The sequence below is a fragment of the Streptomyces hebeiensis genome, from assembly GCF_052983195.1.
Genome location: NZ_CM129812.1, coordinates 4,540,757 through 4,556,814, shown reverse-complemented (window position 1 = coordinate 4,556,814; position 16,058 = coordinate 4,540,757). Strand labels below are relative to the sequence as shown.

The 16,058-nt window shown below is 71.4% G+C and carries 15 protein-coding genes and 1 pseudogene; 7 read left to right on the top strand and 9 right to left on the bottom strand.

Annotation, left to right across the window (positions count from 1 at the left end; translation table 11 throughout):
* Positions 1 to 751: 751 nt before the first annotated feature.
* The 4 genes from ACU6P3_RS19685 to ACU6P3_RS19670 all read left to right on the top strand — a co-directional run bounded on the left by ACU6P3_RS19685 (position 752) and on the right by ACU6P3_RS19670 (position 3,607).
* Positions 752 to 955 carry a cold-shock protein gene (locus tag ACU6P3_RS19685; protein ID WP_210925114.1) on the top strand — a complete coding sequence of 68 codons (204 nt, stop codon included), beginning with the start codon at positions 752 to 754 and terminating at the stop codon, positions 953 to 955.
* Between the two features lie 275 nt (positions 956 to 1,230).
* The gene (locus ACU6P3_RS19680) at positions 1,231 to 2,724 is read left to right on the top strand and encodes a DEAD/DEAH box helicase (RefSeq protein WP_447193444.1); all 1,494 of its coding nucleotides are present in this window, start codon (positions 1,231 to 1,233) and stop codon (positions 2,722 to 2,724) included.
* Positions 2,725 to 2,832: 108 nt separating this feature from the next.
* The gene (locus ACU6P3_RS19675; protein ID WP_447197967.1) at positions 2,833 to 3,237 is read left to right on the top strand and encodes a CBS domain-containing protein; all 405 of its coding nucleotides are present in this window, start codon (positions 2,833 to 2,835) and stop codon (positions 3,235 to 3,237) included.
* Between the two features lie 61 nt (positions 3,238 to 3,298).
* Entirely contained in the window at positions 3,299 to 3,607 is a 309-nt protein-coding gene (locus ACU6P3_RS19670; protein WP_447193443.1) for an SCO5918 family protein, read from the top strand.
* A 61-nt stretch (positions 3,608 to 3,668) separates the two neighbouring features.
* Here the strand turns inward: ACU6P3_RS19670 and ACU6P3_RS19665 are convergent, their stop codons facing one another.
* From ACU6P3_RS19665 to ACU6P3_RS19640, 6 genes and pseudogenes are all read right to left on the bottom strand, one after another.
* The gene (locus ACU6P3_RS19665; RefSeq protein WP_447193442.1) at positions 3,669 to 4,007 is read right to left on the bottom strand and encodes a MerR family transcriptional regulator; all 339 of its coding nucleotides are present in this window, start codon (positions 4,005 to 4,007) and stop codon (positions 3,669 to 3,671) included.
* Between the two features lie 645 nt (positions 4,008 to 4,652).
* Positions 4,653 to 4,985 carry a rhodanese-like domain-containing protein gene (locus tag ACU6P3_RS19660; RefSeq protein WP_344280586.1) on the bottom strand — a complete coding sequence of 111 codons (333 nt, stop codon included), beginning with the start codon at positions 4,983 to 4,985 and terminating at the stop codon, positions 4,653 to 4,655.
* A gap of 200 nt (positions 4,986 to 5,185) precedes the next feature.
* Positions 5,186 to 5,605 (bottom strand): MarR family winged helix-turn-helix transcriptional regulator, encoded by a 420-nt coding sequence (locus ACU6P3_RS19655; protein ID WP_447193441.1) that lies wholly within the window; start codon positions 5,603 to 5,605, stop codon positions 5,186 to 5,188.
* A 23-nt stretch (positions 5,606 to 5,628) separates the two neighbouring features.
* Positions 5,629 to 6,189, bottom strand: coding sequence for a DinB family protein (locus ACU6P3_RS19650; protein ID WP_447197966.1), 561 nt, complete (start codon positions 6,187 to 6,189; stop codon positions 5,629 to 5,631).
* An 83-nt stretch (positions 6,190 to 6,272) separates the two neighbouring features.
* Complete coding sequence (locus ACU6P3_RS19645) at positions 6,273 to 6,389, bottom strand: hypothetical protein (protein WP_447197965.1); 117 nt, start codon at positions 6,387 to 6,389, stop codon at positions 6,273 to 6,275.
* Between the two features lie 52 nt (positions 6,390 to 6,441).
* Positions 6,442 to 6,810: pseudogene (locus ACU6P3_RS19640) on the bottom strand (cupin domain-containing protein); the annotation flags it as partial.
* An 81-nt stretch (positions 6,811 to 6,891) separates the two neighbouring features.
* Here ACU6P3_RS19640 and ACU6P3_RS19635 point away from each other — a divergent pair.
* The 3 genes from ACU6P3_RS19635 (at position 6,892) to ACU6P3_RS19625 (ending at position 9,521) form a co-directional block, all read left to right on the top strand.
* On the top strand, positions 6,892 to 7,731 hold the full coding sequence (locus ACU6P3_RS19635) for an NAD(P)H-binding protein (protein WP_447193440.1): 840 nt from the start codon (positions 6,892 to 6,894) through the stop codon (positions 7,729 to 7,731).
* Positions 7,732 to 7,860: 129 nt separating this feature from the next.
* The gene (locus ACU6P3_RS19630) at positions 7,861 to 8,289 is read left to right on the top strand and encodes a pyridoxamine 5'-phosphate oxidase family protein (RefSeq protein WP_447193439.1); all 429 of its coding nucleotides are present in this window, start codon (positions 7,861 to 7,863) and stop codon (positions 8,287 to 8,289) included.
* Positions 8,290 to 8,609: 320 nt separating this feature from the next.
* Positions 8,610 to 9,521 (top strand): calcium-binding protein, encoded by a 912-nt coding sequence (locus ACU6P3_RS19625; protein ID WP_447193438.1) that lies wholly within the window; start codon positions 8,610 to 8,612, stop codon positions 9,519 to 9,521.
* Between the two features lie 235 nt (positions 9,522 to 9,756).
* Here the strand turns inward: ACU6P3_RS19625 and ACU6P3_RS19620 are convergent, their stop codons facing one another.
* The 3 genes from ACU6P3_RS19620 to ACU6P3_RS19610 all read right to left on the bottom strand — a co-directional run bounded on the left by ACU6P3_RS19620 (position 9,757) and on the right by ACU6P3_RS19610 (position 16,022).
* Positions 9,757 to 10,842 (bottom strand): adhesin, encoded by a 1,086-nt coding sequence (locus tag ACU6P3_RS19620; RefSeq protein WP_447193437.1) that lies wholly within the window; start codon positions 10,840 to 10,842, stop codon positions 9,757 to 9,759.
* Between the two features lie 192 nt (positions 10,843 to 11,034).
* The gene (locus ACU6P3_RS19615; protein ID WP_447193436.1) at positions 11,035 to 12,690 is read right to left on the bottom strand and encodes a DUF8823 domain-containing protein; all 1,656 of its coding nucleotides are present in this window, start codon (positions 12,688 to 12,690) and stop codon (positions 11,035 to 11,037) included.
* A gap of 722 nt (positions 12,691 to 13,412) precedes the next feature.
* Positions 13,413 to 16,022: a serine hydrolase gene (locus tag ACU6P3_RS19610; RefSeq protein ID WP_447193435.1), complete on the bottom strand. Its 2,610-nt coding sequence runs from the start codon at positions 16,020 to 16,022 to the stop codon at positions 13,413 to 13,415.
* Between the last annotated feature and the right edge of the window lie 36 nt (positions 16,023 to 16,058).

Sequence of the window (16,058 nt, the reverse complement as noted above, 5' to 3'; positions counted from 1 at the left end):
CGGATTGACGGTGACTCACCGGTTTCCGACGTGCCGGAAGCGGCGTCGGTCGTGCCCGTGGTCCCGGAAGCGGACGGGCCGGCCGTCGCCCCGACCTCAGTGATCGGGAACGACGCCAGGACGTTCTTCTGTCGCGCGTCCGGCTCGCACCGCGCATCGATCTCGCCCGGGAACCTCGTCACCGTGGCGGCGAGCCCCTTGGCCGGGCACAGGCCTTGCGCAGCTCGGCCAGGACCCTGGCCGGCCGGGTCAGCGAGTCGTAGGCCTGGAATTCGATCCGGTGCCGGCGGCGACCCTCACGAAACCGCACGTGATCAACAGGACATGCCGACTCTCGTCGCCCTGCCGGAGCAGAACGCGATGCGGCGGACAGGTCATCGGCGTGCCCTGGCACAGGAGTTCTTCCCGTGTCGTGTTCCGCAGCCGGCCGAGAAACGTCGAAGAGATTTACGGAGCAGGGTCTGGACGACATCATATCTGCACCCGCGGAGTGAGAGTTTGACGGAACGTGCGGGCAGTTTCCTTACAGCAGCGAACAGAGCGGAATTACTCGACACACGCAGGCCGCCATAGCGTGCTACTGTCGATCCCAGTTGCAGTTGTGGTTCCCGAATTCCAAGCCTCTCAGTCGGCTTCTGTGCCACTGGAAGCGCTTTTTGGCACCGGTCTTTTTCCGGACGGGGTGAACTACGCGGCGACACGGCGTCCGTGCGGTACGGATGCCGACTCACTGCCCCGAAGGAGACAAGACATGGCTACTGGCACCGTGAAGTGGTTCAACGCGGAAAAGGGATTCGGCTTCATCGAGCAGGACGGCGGCGGCGCCGACGTGTTCGCCCACTACTCGAACATCGCCGCTCAGGGCTTCCGCGAGCTGCTCGAAGGACAGAAGGTCAGCTTCGACGTCGCGCAGGGACAGAAGGGCCCGACGGCCGAGAACATCGTCCCCGCCTGACGCCGGGCGCACTTCGCGGCTGGGGCCCGCATCCTTCGGGGTGCGGGCCCCAGCCGCACGCACCCCCGCAGTGATTTCGCTTGCGGGACGGCTGCGATAAATCCGCCGGCTCACGCACCCGGATTCTCTTTCGAGGATGCCCCCGCATCTCCTCTCGACTGCATCGCGGCGCACGATTCAATTTCGCGTTCCATATGGCCTGTTCTTGCGATTCTCCATGCCGCTCCCTGCTGCGGGGAATTCCTTGATATGTGCCACATCGAGGAAGGTTCCGCATGAACCGCACACGCACGAACGACCGCTTCGCCCGTACTCGGAACGGCAGCGCCGCCCCCGCGAAGAACGGCAACAGGTTCGGCTCATCGCCCCCGAGTCGCTCCGGCGGGCCGAGCCGTTCCAACAGTCGCGGCCGCCGCCCCGCCGGGGTCCAGGGTGAGTTCGCCCTCCCGAAGACGATCACCCCGGCGCTGCCCGCCGCGGCAAGCTTCGCCGATCTCGACATGCCCACGGATCTGCTGGCCGCGCTCGGCTCGCAGGGCGTGACCGTACCGTTCCCGATCCAGGCCGCGACGTTGCCGAACTCCCTCGCCGGCCGCGACGTCCTCGGCCGGGGCCGCACCGGTTCCGGCAAGACCCTCGCTTTCGGGCTGGCCCTGCTGGCCCGTACGGCTGGACAGCGGGCCGAGGCCCGGCAGCCGCTGGGGCTGATCCTCGTACCGACGCGTGAGCTGGCACAGCAGGTCACCGACGCGCTCACGCCGTACGCCCGCTCGGTGAAGCTGCGCCTGGCCACAGTCGTGGGAGGCATGTCGATCGGCAGGCAGGCCGGCGCGCTGCGCGGCGGCGTCGAGGTCGTCGTGGCCACCCCCGGACGCCTCAAGGACCTCATCGAACGCGGTGACTGCCGACTGGACCAGGTCTCCGTCACCGTCCTCGACGAAGCGGACCAGATGGCCGACATGGGCTTCATGCCGCAGGTCACCGCCCTGCTCGACCAGGTCCGCCCCCAGGGTCAGCGCATGCTGTTCTCCGCCACTCTCGACCGCAACGTCGATCTGCTCGTGCGCCGCTACCTGAGCGACCCCGTCGTGCACTCCGTCGATCCGTCGGCCGGCGCGGTCACGACGATGGAGCACCACGTGCTCCACGTCCACGGCGCGGACAAACACGCGGCCACCACCGAGATCGCCGCACGTGACGGCCGCGTGATCATGTTCCTGGACACCAAGCACGCCGTCGACCGCCTCACCAAGCACCTTCTGAACAGCGGAGTACGGGCTGCCGCCCTGCATGGGGGCAAGTCGCAGCCGCAGCGCACCCGTACGCTGACGCAGTTCAAGAACGGGCACGTCAGCGTGCTGGTGGCGACCAACGTGGCCGCACGCGGCATCCACGTCGACAGCCTCGACCTCGTCGTCAACGTCGACCCTCCGACCGACCACAAGGACTACCTCCACCGCGGTGGCCGCACGGCCCGCGCCGGCGAGTCCGGCAGCGTCGTCACCCTGGTCACCCCGGACCAGCGCCGCGCCATGACCCGCCTCATGGCGACGGCCGGCATCGTCCCGCAAACCACCCAGGTCCGCTCCGGCGCGGAGGCGCTGCACCGCATCACCGGCGCCCAGCCCCCCTCCGGCATCCCGGTCGTCATCACCGCGCCGGTGGTCGAACGCCCCAAGCGCGGCGCCACCTCACGCGGCCGGCGCCGCCCTGCTTCGGCGACCAGGCGCACGCCCGCACGGCGGTCCGTCTCCGACACAGCCGCCTAGAGGCGCCACCGGACAGCGTTCGTCCCGTCACGACGGGCGGACCCGGCCGGTCGCGGCATGAGAACTGTCCTGATCAGGAAGCTGACCCATCTCCGCAGGAGGCACCTCTTGACGCCGGTCCAGACATATCCCCGCCCGACGAGCACCAGCGCCGGGCACAGGACGGTCGCCGATGCCATGGACACGGCCGGACCTCAGGTCTGGGACGACATGACCGTCGAGGTGGCGCTGTCCGTCATGGCCGCCGCCCGCACCGGTCGCCTCGTCGTCTGTGACGAGGACGGCCAGTGCACCGCCCTGATCACCCAGGCCCGGCTCACCGCCGTGCGGGATGGTTCCGGATACACGGACCGGGTCCGCCTGCGCGACATCGCCGACGACGGCGGGCTGTTCGCCTCGCCACTGACCACGGTGAGGGAGGCCGAGCGCGCGATGCGACACCGGCGGCTCGGGGCCCTGCCCGTGGTCGACGAACACGGCAATGCCCTGGGCGTCCTCACCCTCTCCCGCTGAGCCGCCTCATGCGGTCGGTCGGTCCCCTCTCCTTCTTCTCCCTTTTCCCTTGTGAGGCACCATGCGTTGCGTCATCGCCCGTTTTCCGTTCGAGCTCACCAAGAGTGGCGTGCTGGATGCGATGAAGGGCGTCAAGCCCGAGCCGGTCACCGGCGAATCCGTGATCATCGGGCGCCGCCACTACCCCGCCAAGCAGGTCGGCCAGGTCATCACCCACCAGGACCGCCGCGATTTCAGCAGTGGCGAGGTCCTCAGGGCCATGGCCCAGCTCGGCTTCACCTGCCGCACGGCCCCGGAGGCCACGGCCGCGAGGATCGCCGACCCGCTCCAGCGGGCTTCCGCCCTGCCGGACGCCCCCATGCCCAGCTGACCGGCGGCACAGGCGCGAGCCGGCCCGGCGCCAGGGACCGCTGTGGGTTCGGGTCAACAGCTCAGGCATCCGCCTCGTGGCCGGCCCCGACATCACCGCGTCGCAGCTCGTCGTTGATACGCCGGGCCTCTTCGAGTTGGTCTTCCAGGATGATGATGCGGCAAGCCGCCTCGATCGAGGTGCCCTGGTCGACCATCTCACGGGCGCGGGCGGCGATACGCAGCTGGTAGCGGGAGTAGCGACGGTGGCCGCCCTCGGAGCGCAGGGGCGTGATCAGCCGGGCCTCTCCGAGGGCCCGCAGGAAGGCGGGCGTGGTACCGAGCATCTCGGCTGCTCGCCCCATGGTGTAAGCGGGGTAGTCGTCATCGTCGATTCGGTCGAGCGGTGTGTCTGCGGTCATCTGCACCTCTGATCGGGGAACGCGTCGAGGGGCCTTGGTGCCATACGGCACCAAGGCCCCAACGGATTTGTAACACCATCGGTCGGCTTACTGCGCTGCCGACCTCCTGTTTCCGCACCGGCCCCCGACAGGGGGCGGAGAGTGCGTGGATCGCGGATGCGTGACCGTGGGACCACCTTCCGTTCCGGGGCCTGCGGTACCCGGGCGGACCGTTCTCGCCCGGGCGATCCTGATGGTGTCCGCCTCCTTCTCTCTTCCTTCTGATGAACCTCTTGATACTGCGGATCTTGCGTACTGCGGGCAGCCCTCGGGCCACCGGACCCGGCGGTCAGCGAGGGGGCCCCGAAACCGACTCCGGCCCCACCACTCCACCGCCGTGCCACAACCTCTGTCGCATGCGGGCAGTTCATGTCTGCCACGCCTCACTGGCTTCCTGGCTACGGCAAACACATTAACTCCGACGCGGATGGATGTCTACATCAGCCACAACAGATTTCTGTTCACACGAGCGGAAGGTTCTCCACCAGTACCCATCTGTCGCGACCACCCGGCCGCGGCTGGGGCATGACGCGCTCGCACCGCGGCGGAAGTCGCGGATTCCCGCCACGGGCGAGTTTCCCTCCGCCTTCGCGGGGCGGCGACCGTTCACCGGGTGGTGAGCGGTCCGCCGGAGGCGCGCCAGTCGACGAGACCGCGGCTCATGTTGACCGCTTCGAAACCGTTCTCCACCAGCAGGTTCGCCGCACCGGCGGAGCGGATACCCCCGGTGCAGAAGGTGATGAGCAGACGGTCGTCGGGGAGTTCCAGGCAGCGTTCGGGCAGCTCCTCGAGCGGCATGTGCACGGCGCCCGGGATGTGCGCCCGGTTCCACTCGAACTCGCGGCGGACGTCCACGACGAGCGCGCCGTCCGCGACGAGGCGGACCGCTTCGGCCGCGGTGACCGCCGGTGGCCGGCGCAGGTAGTGCCGAAAGCTCATGCGCGCCACGCCTCCCGTCGTACGCCGATCCCCGCCGGAAGGCCGCTCGCCACCCGTTCCGCACCCGACGGGGCGACGGCCATGGCGCGTACCGGGGAAACGGACTGGTGGTCACGGCGGGGTGCCCGGCGAAGAGGACGCCTGCCACGACATGGACGGACCGGCAACAGGGACTCCATAACCTTCAGTTTATCTGAAGGTCAGTCGTTTCCCGCCACCGCCCGCGCCATATGAGCTCGCAGCGCCTCGGTCAACTCGGGGTGCCGTACGGCGAACTCCGCGTCGAGACGGGCCACCACCTCGGCGGCCCGGACCAGCAGCGACTCGCCCTCGGCCGTGACCCGCAGGCTCGACGCGGCCCCGGCGTGCGCGGTCCCGTCGTCGACGAGCCCGGCCTCGACGAACGCCGCCACCGCCGTGTGCGCGCTCTGCACGGTGATGCGCGAGCGCCGGGCGAGTTCGCTGAACGAGATGCCCGGGGTTCCGCGGACGTGCCCCAGCAGCCCGTACTTGCGGGTGGTCAGCCCGAGCGGCTTCAGCCCCTCGGCGAACGCGGCCTCCCAGACCCGGCCCACCGTCAGCAGCGTGACGGTGGGACTGAAGGGAGGCGGCTCGGACATGGGGGCAGGTTACCCGGCCCCCGTCACTGACCCACTCTTCCGTCGACGCACTCGCGCAGCAGGTCGGCGTGCCCGCAGTGACGGGCGTACTCCTCGATCCTGTGCACCAGCAGTTCCCGCACGGCGATCCCGTCCTTTCCCAGCCGCTCACCCAGATCCGGATGCTCGGCCAGCGCCGCGTCGGTCGCTTCCTGCTCGCGCGCCAGATCGGCGTACGCGGCGTCGACCTCGGCCTGCTCGGCGACCGCTCCGTCGAAGTCCGCGTCGCGCTCGCCGTACAGCTTCGGCAGCGGATCACCGTCGCCGATCCAGTTCCGCCAGTCCCGTTCCACCTCGGCGAGGTGCCGGACCAGGCCGAGCAGCGACATCGTCGACGGCGGGACCGACCGGCGGGCCAGCTGTTCCGGGTCCAGGCCCTCGCACTTCATCCGAAGGGTCATGCGGTAGTTCGTCAGGTAGTCCCGCAGCGTCGCGAGCTCACCGTCCGGGCCGGGGCCTTCGTTGTCGCGGGGATCGTCGTCCGGGTCGGCCCACATGTCGGGGTAGACGGTTGCCCGGCTCCATCGTGCCGATCGGTCACTCATGCGGGCCATGTTCGTCCGCGGAGGGCCGCGCTCGCCATGGGTTATCGCGTCTCGACGACCGGTCAGGTACGCGACGCCACCGGTCAGGCAGGGGTGGTCGCGGCAGGGCTGGTGGTCGCGGTACGCCGGAACTCGCTCGGGTTGGCACCTCGGACCCGTTTGAAGGCCGCGCTGAACCCGAACGGGTCGGCGTAACCCACCGCGCGGGCGATGTCCGCGATGGTCGCGCCCTCCCGCTCGACCAGCAGGTCCGGCGCGGGCCTCCCCGGCGTCTTCGGCGCGGTCGCCGCGGCCGCTGTCGTGCCAGCCGCGCCGGTGCCGGGTCCCGCCCTGCTCGGGCGTCGCACAGTACTCGCCGCACGCGACCGGTTCGGCCCGGGTGCCGACCTCGTCGACGAAGGTGAACGTGGCGGGGCCGCGTACGACGACCGTCTCGCGCGTGCGAAGCGGCTCGGGCGGACCGTGCTCCGGCACGCCCCAGCCCGCCCCTGTGAGGGCGGTGCACAGGGTCAGCGGCGCGCCGTCCACGAAGTGCAGCGCCCAGGGCGGGGACAGGGCCGAGCTGCCGAACAACGAGCCGTGGGCCCGCACCCCACGGATCAGGTCGCTGAACATGTCCACCCCAGCGGGTTGGACGAATACGCAGGCGATCCGGCTTCTCGCCCATGGGTTTGTCCGAGTCGGCCCTGTTCAATCGGCGTCATGAGCAATGACAACACTCTCGTCCTCGGCGCGACAGGCAAGACCGGTCGGCGGGTCGTCGCCCGGTTACGACTGCGCGGCACTCCCGTACGGGCTGCCTCCCGGTCCAGCCGGACCCGGTTCGACTGGACCGACCCCGGCGGCTGGGACGAGGCCCTGCGGGGTGTCGCCGTCGCCTACGTGGTGGCCCCGGGCGTGCCGGGCCCGGTGCACGAGTTCGTGGCCCGGGCCGAGGCCGCCGGAGTGCGGCGGCTGGTCCTGCTCTCCGGGCGCGGTGCCGACACCTGGGGCGACTCCACGTTCGGCCTGGACATGCGTTCGGCCGAGGACGCCGTGCGCGGCTCGGCGCTGGAGTGGACCGTCCTGCGGGCGTCCAACTTCGCTCAGAACTTCGACGAGGACGTCTTCCACGCCCCGCTGGTCGCCGGCGAACTGGCGCTCCCGGCCGACGCGGTGCCCGAACCGTTCATCGACGTGGACGACGTCGCCGACGCCGCGGCCGCGGTGTTGACGGAGACCGCCGGCCGGCACGCCGGACGGATCTACGAGCTGACCGGACCACGCGCGCTCACCTTCGGGGAGGCCGTCGAGCTGATCGCCCGGGCGTCCGGGCGGCCCATCACCTACCGGCGGATCTCCCCCGGCGAGTACGCCGCGGCGCTGGTCGAGCAGGGCTTGAGCGAGGACGACGCCCACCACGTCGCCGAGATGTTCGTGCTGATGGAACGCGGGCTGATCGCCGCGACGACGGACGACCTCGCCACCGTACTGGGACGGGCGCCCCGGACCTTCGAGGACTACGTCGTGCGGGCCGCGGCGGCGGGAGCCTGGCGGGGATGACCTCCGAGCCGGAACCGCCCGGCCGGGACAACCGCCGGGCGGCTACGGCCCTCGGGACGCCGATCGCCCGGAACCCTCGGGACGCCGATCACCCGAAACCATGTCCCGTCGTGTACCGGAAGGGCTGTGATGAGCACCGACGCCAGTTCGCTGACCACCGAGGACCTCGAGTTCCTCCGACGCCCCCTGTACGGGTTCCTGTCCATGGCCGGGGGGCCGCTCCCGCCACAGCCCCGGCCGGTGTGGTTCGAGGCCACCGCCGAGGGCACGATCCAGTTGTTCACGGGCCCGGACACGCTCAAAGTGCGGCACCTGCGCCGTGACCCCCGCGCCTCGATCGTCGTCGCCGCCCCGGTGGGCGAACGCGAGCGCTGGCTGTCGGTCGCCGGCCGCACGACGGTGGAACCCGACGGAGCACACGACCTGTGCGCCCGCCTGGCCGCCCGCTACTGGGACCTCGGCGACCCGGCCCGCGCCGACGACCTCGCCGGGATCCTGGCCGCGGACCAGGTCCGTCTCGTCATCCACCCCGAGGCCGTACGCCGCTACACGCATTGACCTCCGCGTTCAGGACCTGTCGCGGTGGGTTCGCCGCCCCTGGCGGAGGGACTCGCCGAGGGCAGGCCGCCGACGGCTCCCGGTTGCGGCCCGGCCTGCGCCGACGAGCGTCCCGAGACCATGAATTTATGTTGAACCGCACCTGACGGCCCGTCGCATACTCGCGAACGGCCGGTCAAACGCCCCTGATCTGAGGGTACTTCGACCGACCGGCACGCCGCGGCGCGAACGTTTCCCGCGCGAGCGGACAGACAACCGACCGAAAATCCCACACGTCACACGGAGGTGTAAGAACCATATTCGCCTCACGGAGGTTTGCCATGCCTTATCCCCTCATGGGCCGCCGGGTCGCGCGTACCGCGTCGGCGCTGACGCTGGCTCTCGGTACGGGACTGACCGCTCCGCTCTTCCTGGCCGGCACGGCCGCCGCCGCGGCGCCGCCGGCCACCGCCGCGTTCAGCGAGACCGACCACGCGATCCTCTACACGGCCGCCTCCGGACAGGCCAACGCCGTGTCCGTCACCGCGTCGAAGACCGGTGGCCCCGATCAGGTCAGCTATGTGATCGACGACTCCGTCCCGATCAGCGCGGGCGACGGCTGCACCCACCCGAGCAGCACGGACCTGACCAAGGTCTCCTGCACGGTCGCCACCCTGGACAGCCAGGACCCGTACGCCACCCTGAAGCTGGCCCTCGGCGACGGCGACGACTCGGTGGCCTACGACAACACCACCGACCAGGCGTACTACTTCGCCTCCGTCGACCTCGGTGCCGGCAAGGACACGTACACCGACACCGGCGACGTCAACGGCAACACCGTGCGCGGCGGCGCGGGCGACGACACGCTCACGGGCGGCCTGGTCACGTTCGCCGGCGGCGGTGACGGCAACGACACGATCCGCGCCGGTGAGGGCATCATCGCCCATGGTGACAACGGCGACGACACCATCTACGCCGAGGGGGAGGAGACCGCCGTCGACGGCGGTGCGGGAGACGACGAGATACGCGGCGGCGCGGGCCGGCAGAGCCTGTCCGGCGGCGACGGTGACGACACGATCCGCGGCGGTGCCGGGAACGACTACGTCTACGGCGGGAAGGGCGACGACGTCCTGTACGGGGACAGCGGCGACGACACGATCTACGGGAACAGCGGGGACGACGAGCTGTACGGCGGCGCGGGACGCGACACCCTCTCCGGGGGCCCGGGCAAGGACATCGTCCGCCAGGACTGACCGACCGCCCGCTTCCCACCGGCACCCGACAGGGCGGCGGGGCGGCGGCCCGACCGGGCGGCCGCCCCGCGGTGACGCCGACGCCCCGGCGCGGTCAGCGACGCGGAGCGAAGCGAGGTGCGGAACACCTTGCTCTCCGAGCGCCACCGCGCCCGCCGTCCCGTTCACCGCCGTGACGGTCCGCCCGTCCGACAGCGCGGGGAGCACTCCCGGCGTCCACCGCGTTCGGCGGGCGTCACCGGCAGTCGAGCCTCATCTGCGCCGCCGCGTGGTGGGCTCCGACCAGTTCCTCGCGGCCCCAGTCCTGGCCGCGGTCCAGCATCCGCACCGTGAAGGTGTCGCCCTTGACCGCGTAGCTGCCCACCTTCACCAGGCTGCCCCGGTGCACGGTCTGCCGTACGGCGAAGGCGGCGTACGTGGAGTGGTCGTCCGACGGGTCCGCCAGCACCTTGTAGACGGTGGGCCGGCCGGCCACGTCGCGGTCGCGGCCCGTGTCCGGTACGTGGACGGCGAGGGCGCACTTCTCGTACGTCTTGTACGCCTTGCCGAGCTTGAACGACCAGGTGGCACTGGAGTCGCCGTCCCGGTCCTCGCTGCCGGACATCGGGACCGCGGAGAACCGGCCGTCGCAGGAATCGCCCTTGTGGCCACCTTCGCGCACCGTGTACCAGGCGGCCTCGCCGTTCTCGAACCTGCCCTCCTCCCGGTAGCGGCCGGAGGGGGCGGTGCAACCGGGACCCGCCCATATCGAAGGGACCCCGCCGGACTCCGAGTCCGGCTCCCCGCCCGAGGACGGTTCGGACGACTGGCCCGAGGGATCGGACGACTGGCCCGACGGGTCGGACGACGGTGGCGGTGTGGCGTCGTCCGTCGCGTCGCCCGGCCCGTCCAGACCCGGCAGTTGCGGCGGCGCGACACGGGTCGGCGGTGTGCGGGCCGCGCCGCTGTCCGTGCCGTCGCCCGACCCGGCACCGGCGACGAGCACGACAGCCGCGCTCACCAGTCCGAGGGCCACCACCGTGGCGATCGCCGTGGCCAGCACGCGCCCGCGTGAGTGGGAAGGGGGGAAAACACCACCCGACCGGGCTTCACCGCCCTCGTTCCACCCGCCGCCGGACCCGACGCCGGACCAGCCACCGGCCCCCTCCTCGCGCGTCCCGCCGTCCCTGTCCGAGTCCGTCCCGTCGCCCGGCTCGTGGTCCGTCCCGTGGTTCGTCCGGCGGCCCGGCTCGTGGTCGGTCCCGTCGCCCGGCTCGTCGCCCGGCTCCGTAGGAGTGCGTATCCGGGTTTGCGTCTGCGTCTGTGTCTGACCGCGCGTCATATCGCCTCACTATGGTCTACGGCGTGGTCGCCCGGCAGGTGAAGCGAATGATTGGTTGAACATTGATTGACCTTGACCCAAGGTCAAGGCCCGCGGTCGGGCTCACCGGGCCGCGACCGGCCGGTGACGGAGGATGCGGCCTCGTGGAACGCGACCTCGTGGAACTGCTCAGGACGGCAGCCGCTCACGCCCTCAGCGCAGTTCCTCCGGGCAGCCCGTCCCGCGCGGCAGCTGGTACGGCGCGGCCAGCCGGTACACCCCGGCCCGCGGCGCCAGCAGCTCCGTCCACTCGTCGCCCTCCGCCGTCGGCTCGGCCTTCATCAGACAGCCGTTGGGATTGGTGAAGACCCTGGGCCCGTTCTCGTCGGCCCGCGACTCCGCCGTCTGCCGCGGCGGCGGCACGCTCTTGCCCTCCGCGTCGACCAGGCCCAGCCACGGGGAGTACGGGATCCGGATCAGCACCCGGCCCGCCGACTTCACGTGGATCGTCAGCTCGCCCGCGCCCGCCCGGTCCACCGTCGCGGGCGGGTCGGCGAGCGGCGTGGGGTCCTGGACGGCGAAGAGGCGCCAGTTGGCGTCGCGCCAGACGGGCTTCAGGTACGGCTGGCCCCGCTCGACGAGTTCCGTCTCCTGACCGGCGCCCTGGTCGGGCCGGCCGGCGGGGAGAACGACGTAGTGCACCGCCCAGCGGTCCAGCCAGTCGCGGTAGCTGTCGGACGTCAGGGTGTCGTCGTAGAACAGCGGGTTGCGTTCCATGTCCGCCTGGCGGTTCCAGCCACGGGCGAGATTGACGTACGGGGCGAGCGCGGACGACTCACGGTGGCTGCTGGCCGGGACCACCTCGACCCGGCCCTTCTCCGCGCCCGCGCGCTGCAACTGGTGGACCAGGGGTGCCAGCTCCCGAGCCCAGGACGCCGTGGGAGCCGTGCGCACGATGTCGTCCACCCCCTTGAAACCGATCCAGAAGGAGACGCCGGCGAAGGCGAGCACGAGGGCGTACCAGCGGCGTGAGCGCGGCGCGGTGTACGGCAGGGCCGACAGCAGGACCACGCCGCCCACGACCATGGCGAGCCGGGAGACGTTGGATCCGATCTGCGAGTCGATCGCCCAGGTCAGCAGCGTGCCGACACCGTAGACCGCGGTGGCCGTGCGGACCGTGCGCCACCGCACGGGGACGAGCAGGAACACCAGCACCGCGGTGAGGAAGGGCAGGGACGTCGAGCCGATCGACATCGGCTGGGTGCCGGAGAAGGGGAAGAGCCAGGCGGAGAGCGCGACGACGGCGGCGGGGGCGAGGCCGAGCGCGTACGCCCCGGGCCGCCGCTTGTTGAGGAAGAGCGCCGCCGCGACGACCCCGAGGAAGAGCCCGGCGACCGGGCTGGCGGCCGTCGCGGTCCCGGCGAACACGGCGGCGACGACGGCCTTGGCCCAGCGTTTCGTGCGCCAGCGGTACGGCCAGCAGAACACCGCCGCGACGGCCCCGAGCGCGAACATCATGCCGAGGCCGAACGTCACCCGCCCCGACATGGCGTTGCAGAAGAACGCGTAGACCCCGGCGAGGGAGCACGCCACGGGGTTACGGACGGCCCGCACGCGGACGAGGACCAGCGCCATCAGGGCGGCGGACGCGGTCCCGGCGAGCATCATCGTCGTACGGACGCCGAGGAGGGACATCAGGTACGGCGAGACGACGCTGTACGAGACGGGGTGCATCCCGCCGTACCAGGCGAGGTTGTACGCGGAGTCGGGGTGCCGGCCGACGAACTCGGCCCAGGCGTCCTGGGCGGCGATGTCGCCGCCGCTGTTGGCGAAGACGAGGAACCAGACGAGGTGGATGGCGGCGGCCACGACGGTGGTGAACAGGACGGGACGGGCGGCCGGCCAGGCGCGGAGGCGGGCGGTGGCCCTCGGGGCCGCGTCCGTTGCCGTGCGGGAGGCCGGGCGGGGGGCCGGGCCGGCGGCCGGGGAGCCCGTGCCGGTCGGGTCCGCTCCGGACGCTTCCCTCCGGGCCGGGCCCGCTCCGGCGGCAGCACCGGGTGGCGGCGGTTCTATTCGCGGCCCGGTGGCGGCTTCGGAGGCATCGGCGGTCACAGACGCACCGGCGGCACCGCAGGCATCAGGTGCGCCCGAGGCACCGCGGGCATCGGAGGCGTCGGTCGTTCCCCCGGCGGAGTCGTTACCGCCCGTGGCGCGCGTCGGCTCAGCGGTGGTCACTGCGGCACTCCCCGTCTTTCGTCTCACCGTCCGGTCACTGCCCGGCGGCCCGCTGTCCTCCGGCCGCCCGATGCGCCGACCGTCCGCCTTCGGCACGGCCAGGTCATGGGTGGGGACGCCGTCCCCGCGCCTCGCAGTTGCCCGACCGGCCGGCCGTGAGCCCGGGACGGCTCACCAGATGGGTCGTTTTGGGACGCTAGCACGCGACGCGGCCGGGGCGGGCTCCGTATGGATGCCCGCCCCGGCCGCGTACGCGAGTCACGCGGACCGGTCCCGTACGCGGGTCACGCGCCCCGACCGCGCGGACCGGCCGACGCGTCTCGGGCGGTACGGCGGGATCCGGCCGCGCGGCCGGATCAGCTGATGCGGGTCAGCTTCGCGCCGAACCCGGGCTCGGCCAGGTCGCTCTGGAGGGCCACCGGAGCGGAGACCTGACCGGGGCCGGAGCCGACCGTCAGCTTTCCGACGACCGTGCCCGCTTCCGCCGTGTGCGGAATCGTCTTTCCGCCGTCGGTCAGCTCCACGGAGACCTTGAGGCTCGCCCAGCCGGCCGCCTTCAGGTCCTTCGTGGCGACGACCGGGGTCAGGCCGCCCAGACCGTCGTCGACATGACCGACGACGTCCCCCTTCTTCACCACCGTCCGCGACTCCAGCAGCTCCTGCGTCGCGAGCATCACGGTCTTGCTCCGCTCGTTCGCGATGTCGATGATCGAGCCGCCGGTGTGCTGGCCGAGGATGGCTCCGACGAGGTACTGGTCGGTCCCGCCGACATCCTTCTTCGCGGCGAAGAGCAGGTTGCCGCCCGCCTTGGTGGTCGTGCCGGTCTTGATCCCGAGCGCTCCGTCGTACGGGACCAGGGTGTTCCAGTTGCGGTGGGACTTGCCCGACGGATCGGTCCAGCTCGGCAGCTTCGTGATGTCCAGCAGCGCCGGGTACTTCACCACTTCCAGCCCCAGCTTGACCTGGTCGGCGGCGGTGGAGACGGTCGTCGCGTCCAGCCCCGAGGGGTCGGTGTACGTGGTGTTGGTCATGCCGAGCTGCTTGGCCGTGGCGTTCATCTTCTTGACGAACGCCTCCTGCGAGCCGGCGTCCCAACGCGCGAGCAGCCGCGCCACGTTGTTCGCGGACGGGATCATGAGCGCGCTGAGGGCGTCCTTCTGGCTGAGCTTGTCGCCCTCCTTGATCGTGTTCAGCGTCGATTCCTGGTCCGTCTGGTCGTAACCGCCCTCCTTCTCGGCCAGGGCGTCGACCGTGATCCGCGCGCCGTCCTGGCCGGGCTTCATCGGGTGGTCGCGCATGATGATGTACGCCGTCATCGTCTTGGTCACACTGGCGATCGGGACCGGCTTCCCCTCACCGAACGCGTCCACCTTCCCCAGGCCGGACACGGACATCGCGCCCTGCCCCTCGTCGGGCCACGGAAGCGAGGGCGTGCCGCCGTCGAAGGTGTACTCGGAGTCGGCGGTCAGGCCGAGCGCCGGGTCGGGCAGCGGGCGCACCGCCTGGACGATCGAGAAGATGATCAGGACGAGCAGAACCAGCGGGGTCCAGATCTTGACACGGCGGACCGCGACGCGGACCGGGGTCTCCGGCGGGGCGGGCTTGTTCGTCAGCTCGGCGAGCAGGTCGAGCGGGGGCTTGGGCGGCATCGGCTGCTGCCGGGTCCGCTCGGCCTCGGGGATGGCGGAGGTCACCGCGGCGGGGGGCTCGGCGCCCCCGGCAGGCTTGGGCGGCTCCGAGGACGTGGGCACGGGGGCGGCGGGCTGCGCCTTCGCGGCCGCCTTGGCGTCCACGGAGCGCACATCGTCGTCCCGGCGCAGCGGTACGAACGTACTCGTGCGCTCGGCCGGGGACTCGCTCTTCTCGTCAGGCTCGGCCTTTCCGCCCGGCTCGGCCTTTCCGTTCGGCTCGCGCTTCTTCTCGTCCCGGGACGACGGGGGGAGCTTGAGCGCCGTGGTCGGCTGATCGACCTTCGGCTTGGGCCGGGACGTGAAGACAGCGGTCGGCTGATCGACCGGCGACCCGACGTCCCCGCCATCGGCCTTGCCGTCCCCGTCCCCGCCGCCGTCAGCCTTCGGCTTGGGCCGGGACGTGAAGACAGCGGTCGGCTGATCGACCGGCGACCCGACGTCCCCGCCGTCAGCCTTGTCGACCCCGGTAGTCCCGGCAGTCCCGGCAGCCGCGTCAGCGGCCTCGTCGGCCTTGCCGCCCGCGTCGCCACGGGAGCCGGTGTCCGTACCGGTGGTGCCGGCTCCGGCGGCCTTTCCGGCACCGCCTTCGCCGGCCGTCCCGCCGGGCGCGGCGTCGTTCTCGTCCGCCGCCGCGCTTTCCCCGGCGTCGGCCTCCGTGGCCTCAGTCGCCGCGTCGGGCACCGGGCTCTCCGCCTTGTCGGACTGACCGGACCGGGCGGACTCGGCGGACTCGACGGACTCTCCCGACTCGGCGGGCTCGCCCGACTCGCCGGTCTCACCGAGCTGTTCGGCGGACGTCTCCCCGGACGCGTCCCCGGACTTCTCCCGCGACGCCTTCCCAGGCTTCTCCCCGGCTTTTCCTCCGGACGTCTCCCGGGACTTCTCTCCTGACTTCTCCTCGGGTCCGTCCTCGGATTTCTCCGCGCCCCCGGCCCCGGCCTCGTCCGCCGGTCCGTCCCCGGGCTTTCCGTCCCCGGACTTTCCTCCGGACGTCTCCCCGGCGCGGCTCTCCGGAACCTCCGAACGCGCCGCTATACGGCTGCTGTCCGATTCCTCGGCCCTCTCGGAGACGGTGGAGTCCTCGTCTTCAGATTCCCCTTGATTTGCAGTCGCGACCCTTGTCGACACGGCGGAACGGGAGTCCGACGCGGCGGAATCCCGTTCCGCCGCCACGGTCGACGGCCCGCTGAACGCGAGCCGCGGATCCCGTTCACCTTCAGTCGTCTCCCCCGACGACTTCCGCTGTTCCGACTTGCCGGGGGACTCGCCCGCCACCGTGTCTCCTTCGTGTCTCATCCGCCGTACCGCCGT

What these genes read in the sequence shown, in the direction of transcription:
- ACU6P3_RS19620 (WP_447193437.1), bottom strand. Translation starts at nt 10,842, where the DNA reads ATGACGCGCGGTCAGACACAGACGCAGACGCAAACCCGGATACGCACT.
- ACU6P3_RS19685 (WP_210925114.1), top strand. Translation starts at nt 752, where the DNA reads ATGGCTACTGGCACCGTGAAGTGGTTCAACGCGGAAAAGGGATTCGGC.
- ACU6P3_RS19680 (WP_447193444.1), top strand. Translation starts at nt 1,231, where the DNA reads ATGAACCGCACACGCACGAACGACCGCTTCGCCCGTACTCGGAACGGC.
- ACU6P3_RS19630 (WP_447193439.1), top strand. Translation starts at nt 7,861, where the DNA reads ATGAGCACCGACGCCAGTTCGCTGACCACCGAGGACCTCGAGTTCCTC.
- ACU6P3_RS19660 (WP_344280586.1), bottom strand. Translation starts at nt 4,985, where the DNA reads ATGAGCTTTCGGCACTACCTGCGCCGGCCACCGGCGGTCACCGCGGCC.
- ACU6P3_RS19655 (WP_447193441.1), bottom strand. Translation starts at nt 5,605, where the DNA reads ATGTCCGAGCCGCCTCCCTTCAGTCCCACCGTCACGCTGCTGACGGTG.
- ACU6P3_RS19625 (WP_447193438.1), top strand. Translation starts at nt 8,610, where the DNA reads ATGCCTTATCCCCTCATGGGCCGCCGGGTCGCGCGTACCGCGTCGGCG.
- ACU6P3_RS19665 (WP_447193442.1), bottom strand. Translation starts at nt 4,007, where the DNA reads ATGACCGCAGACACACCGCTCGACCGAATCGACGATGACGACTACCCC.
- ACU6P3_RS19635 (WP_447193440.1), top strand. Translation starts at nt 6,892, where the DNA reads ATGAGCAATGACAACACTCTCGTCCTCGGCGCGACAGGCAAGACCGGT.
- ACU6P3_RS19670 (WP_447193443.1), top strand. Translation starts at nt 3,299, where the DNA reads ATGCGTTGCGTCATCGCCCGTTTTCCGTTCGAGCTCACCAAGAGTGGC.
- ACU6P3_RS19650 (WP_447197966.1), bottom strand. Translation starts at nt 6,189, where the DNA reads ATGAGTGACCGATCGGCACGATGGAGCCGGGCAACCGTCTACCCCGAC.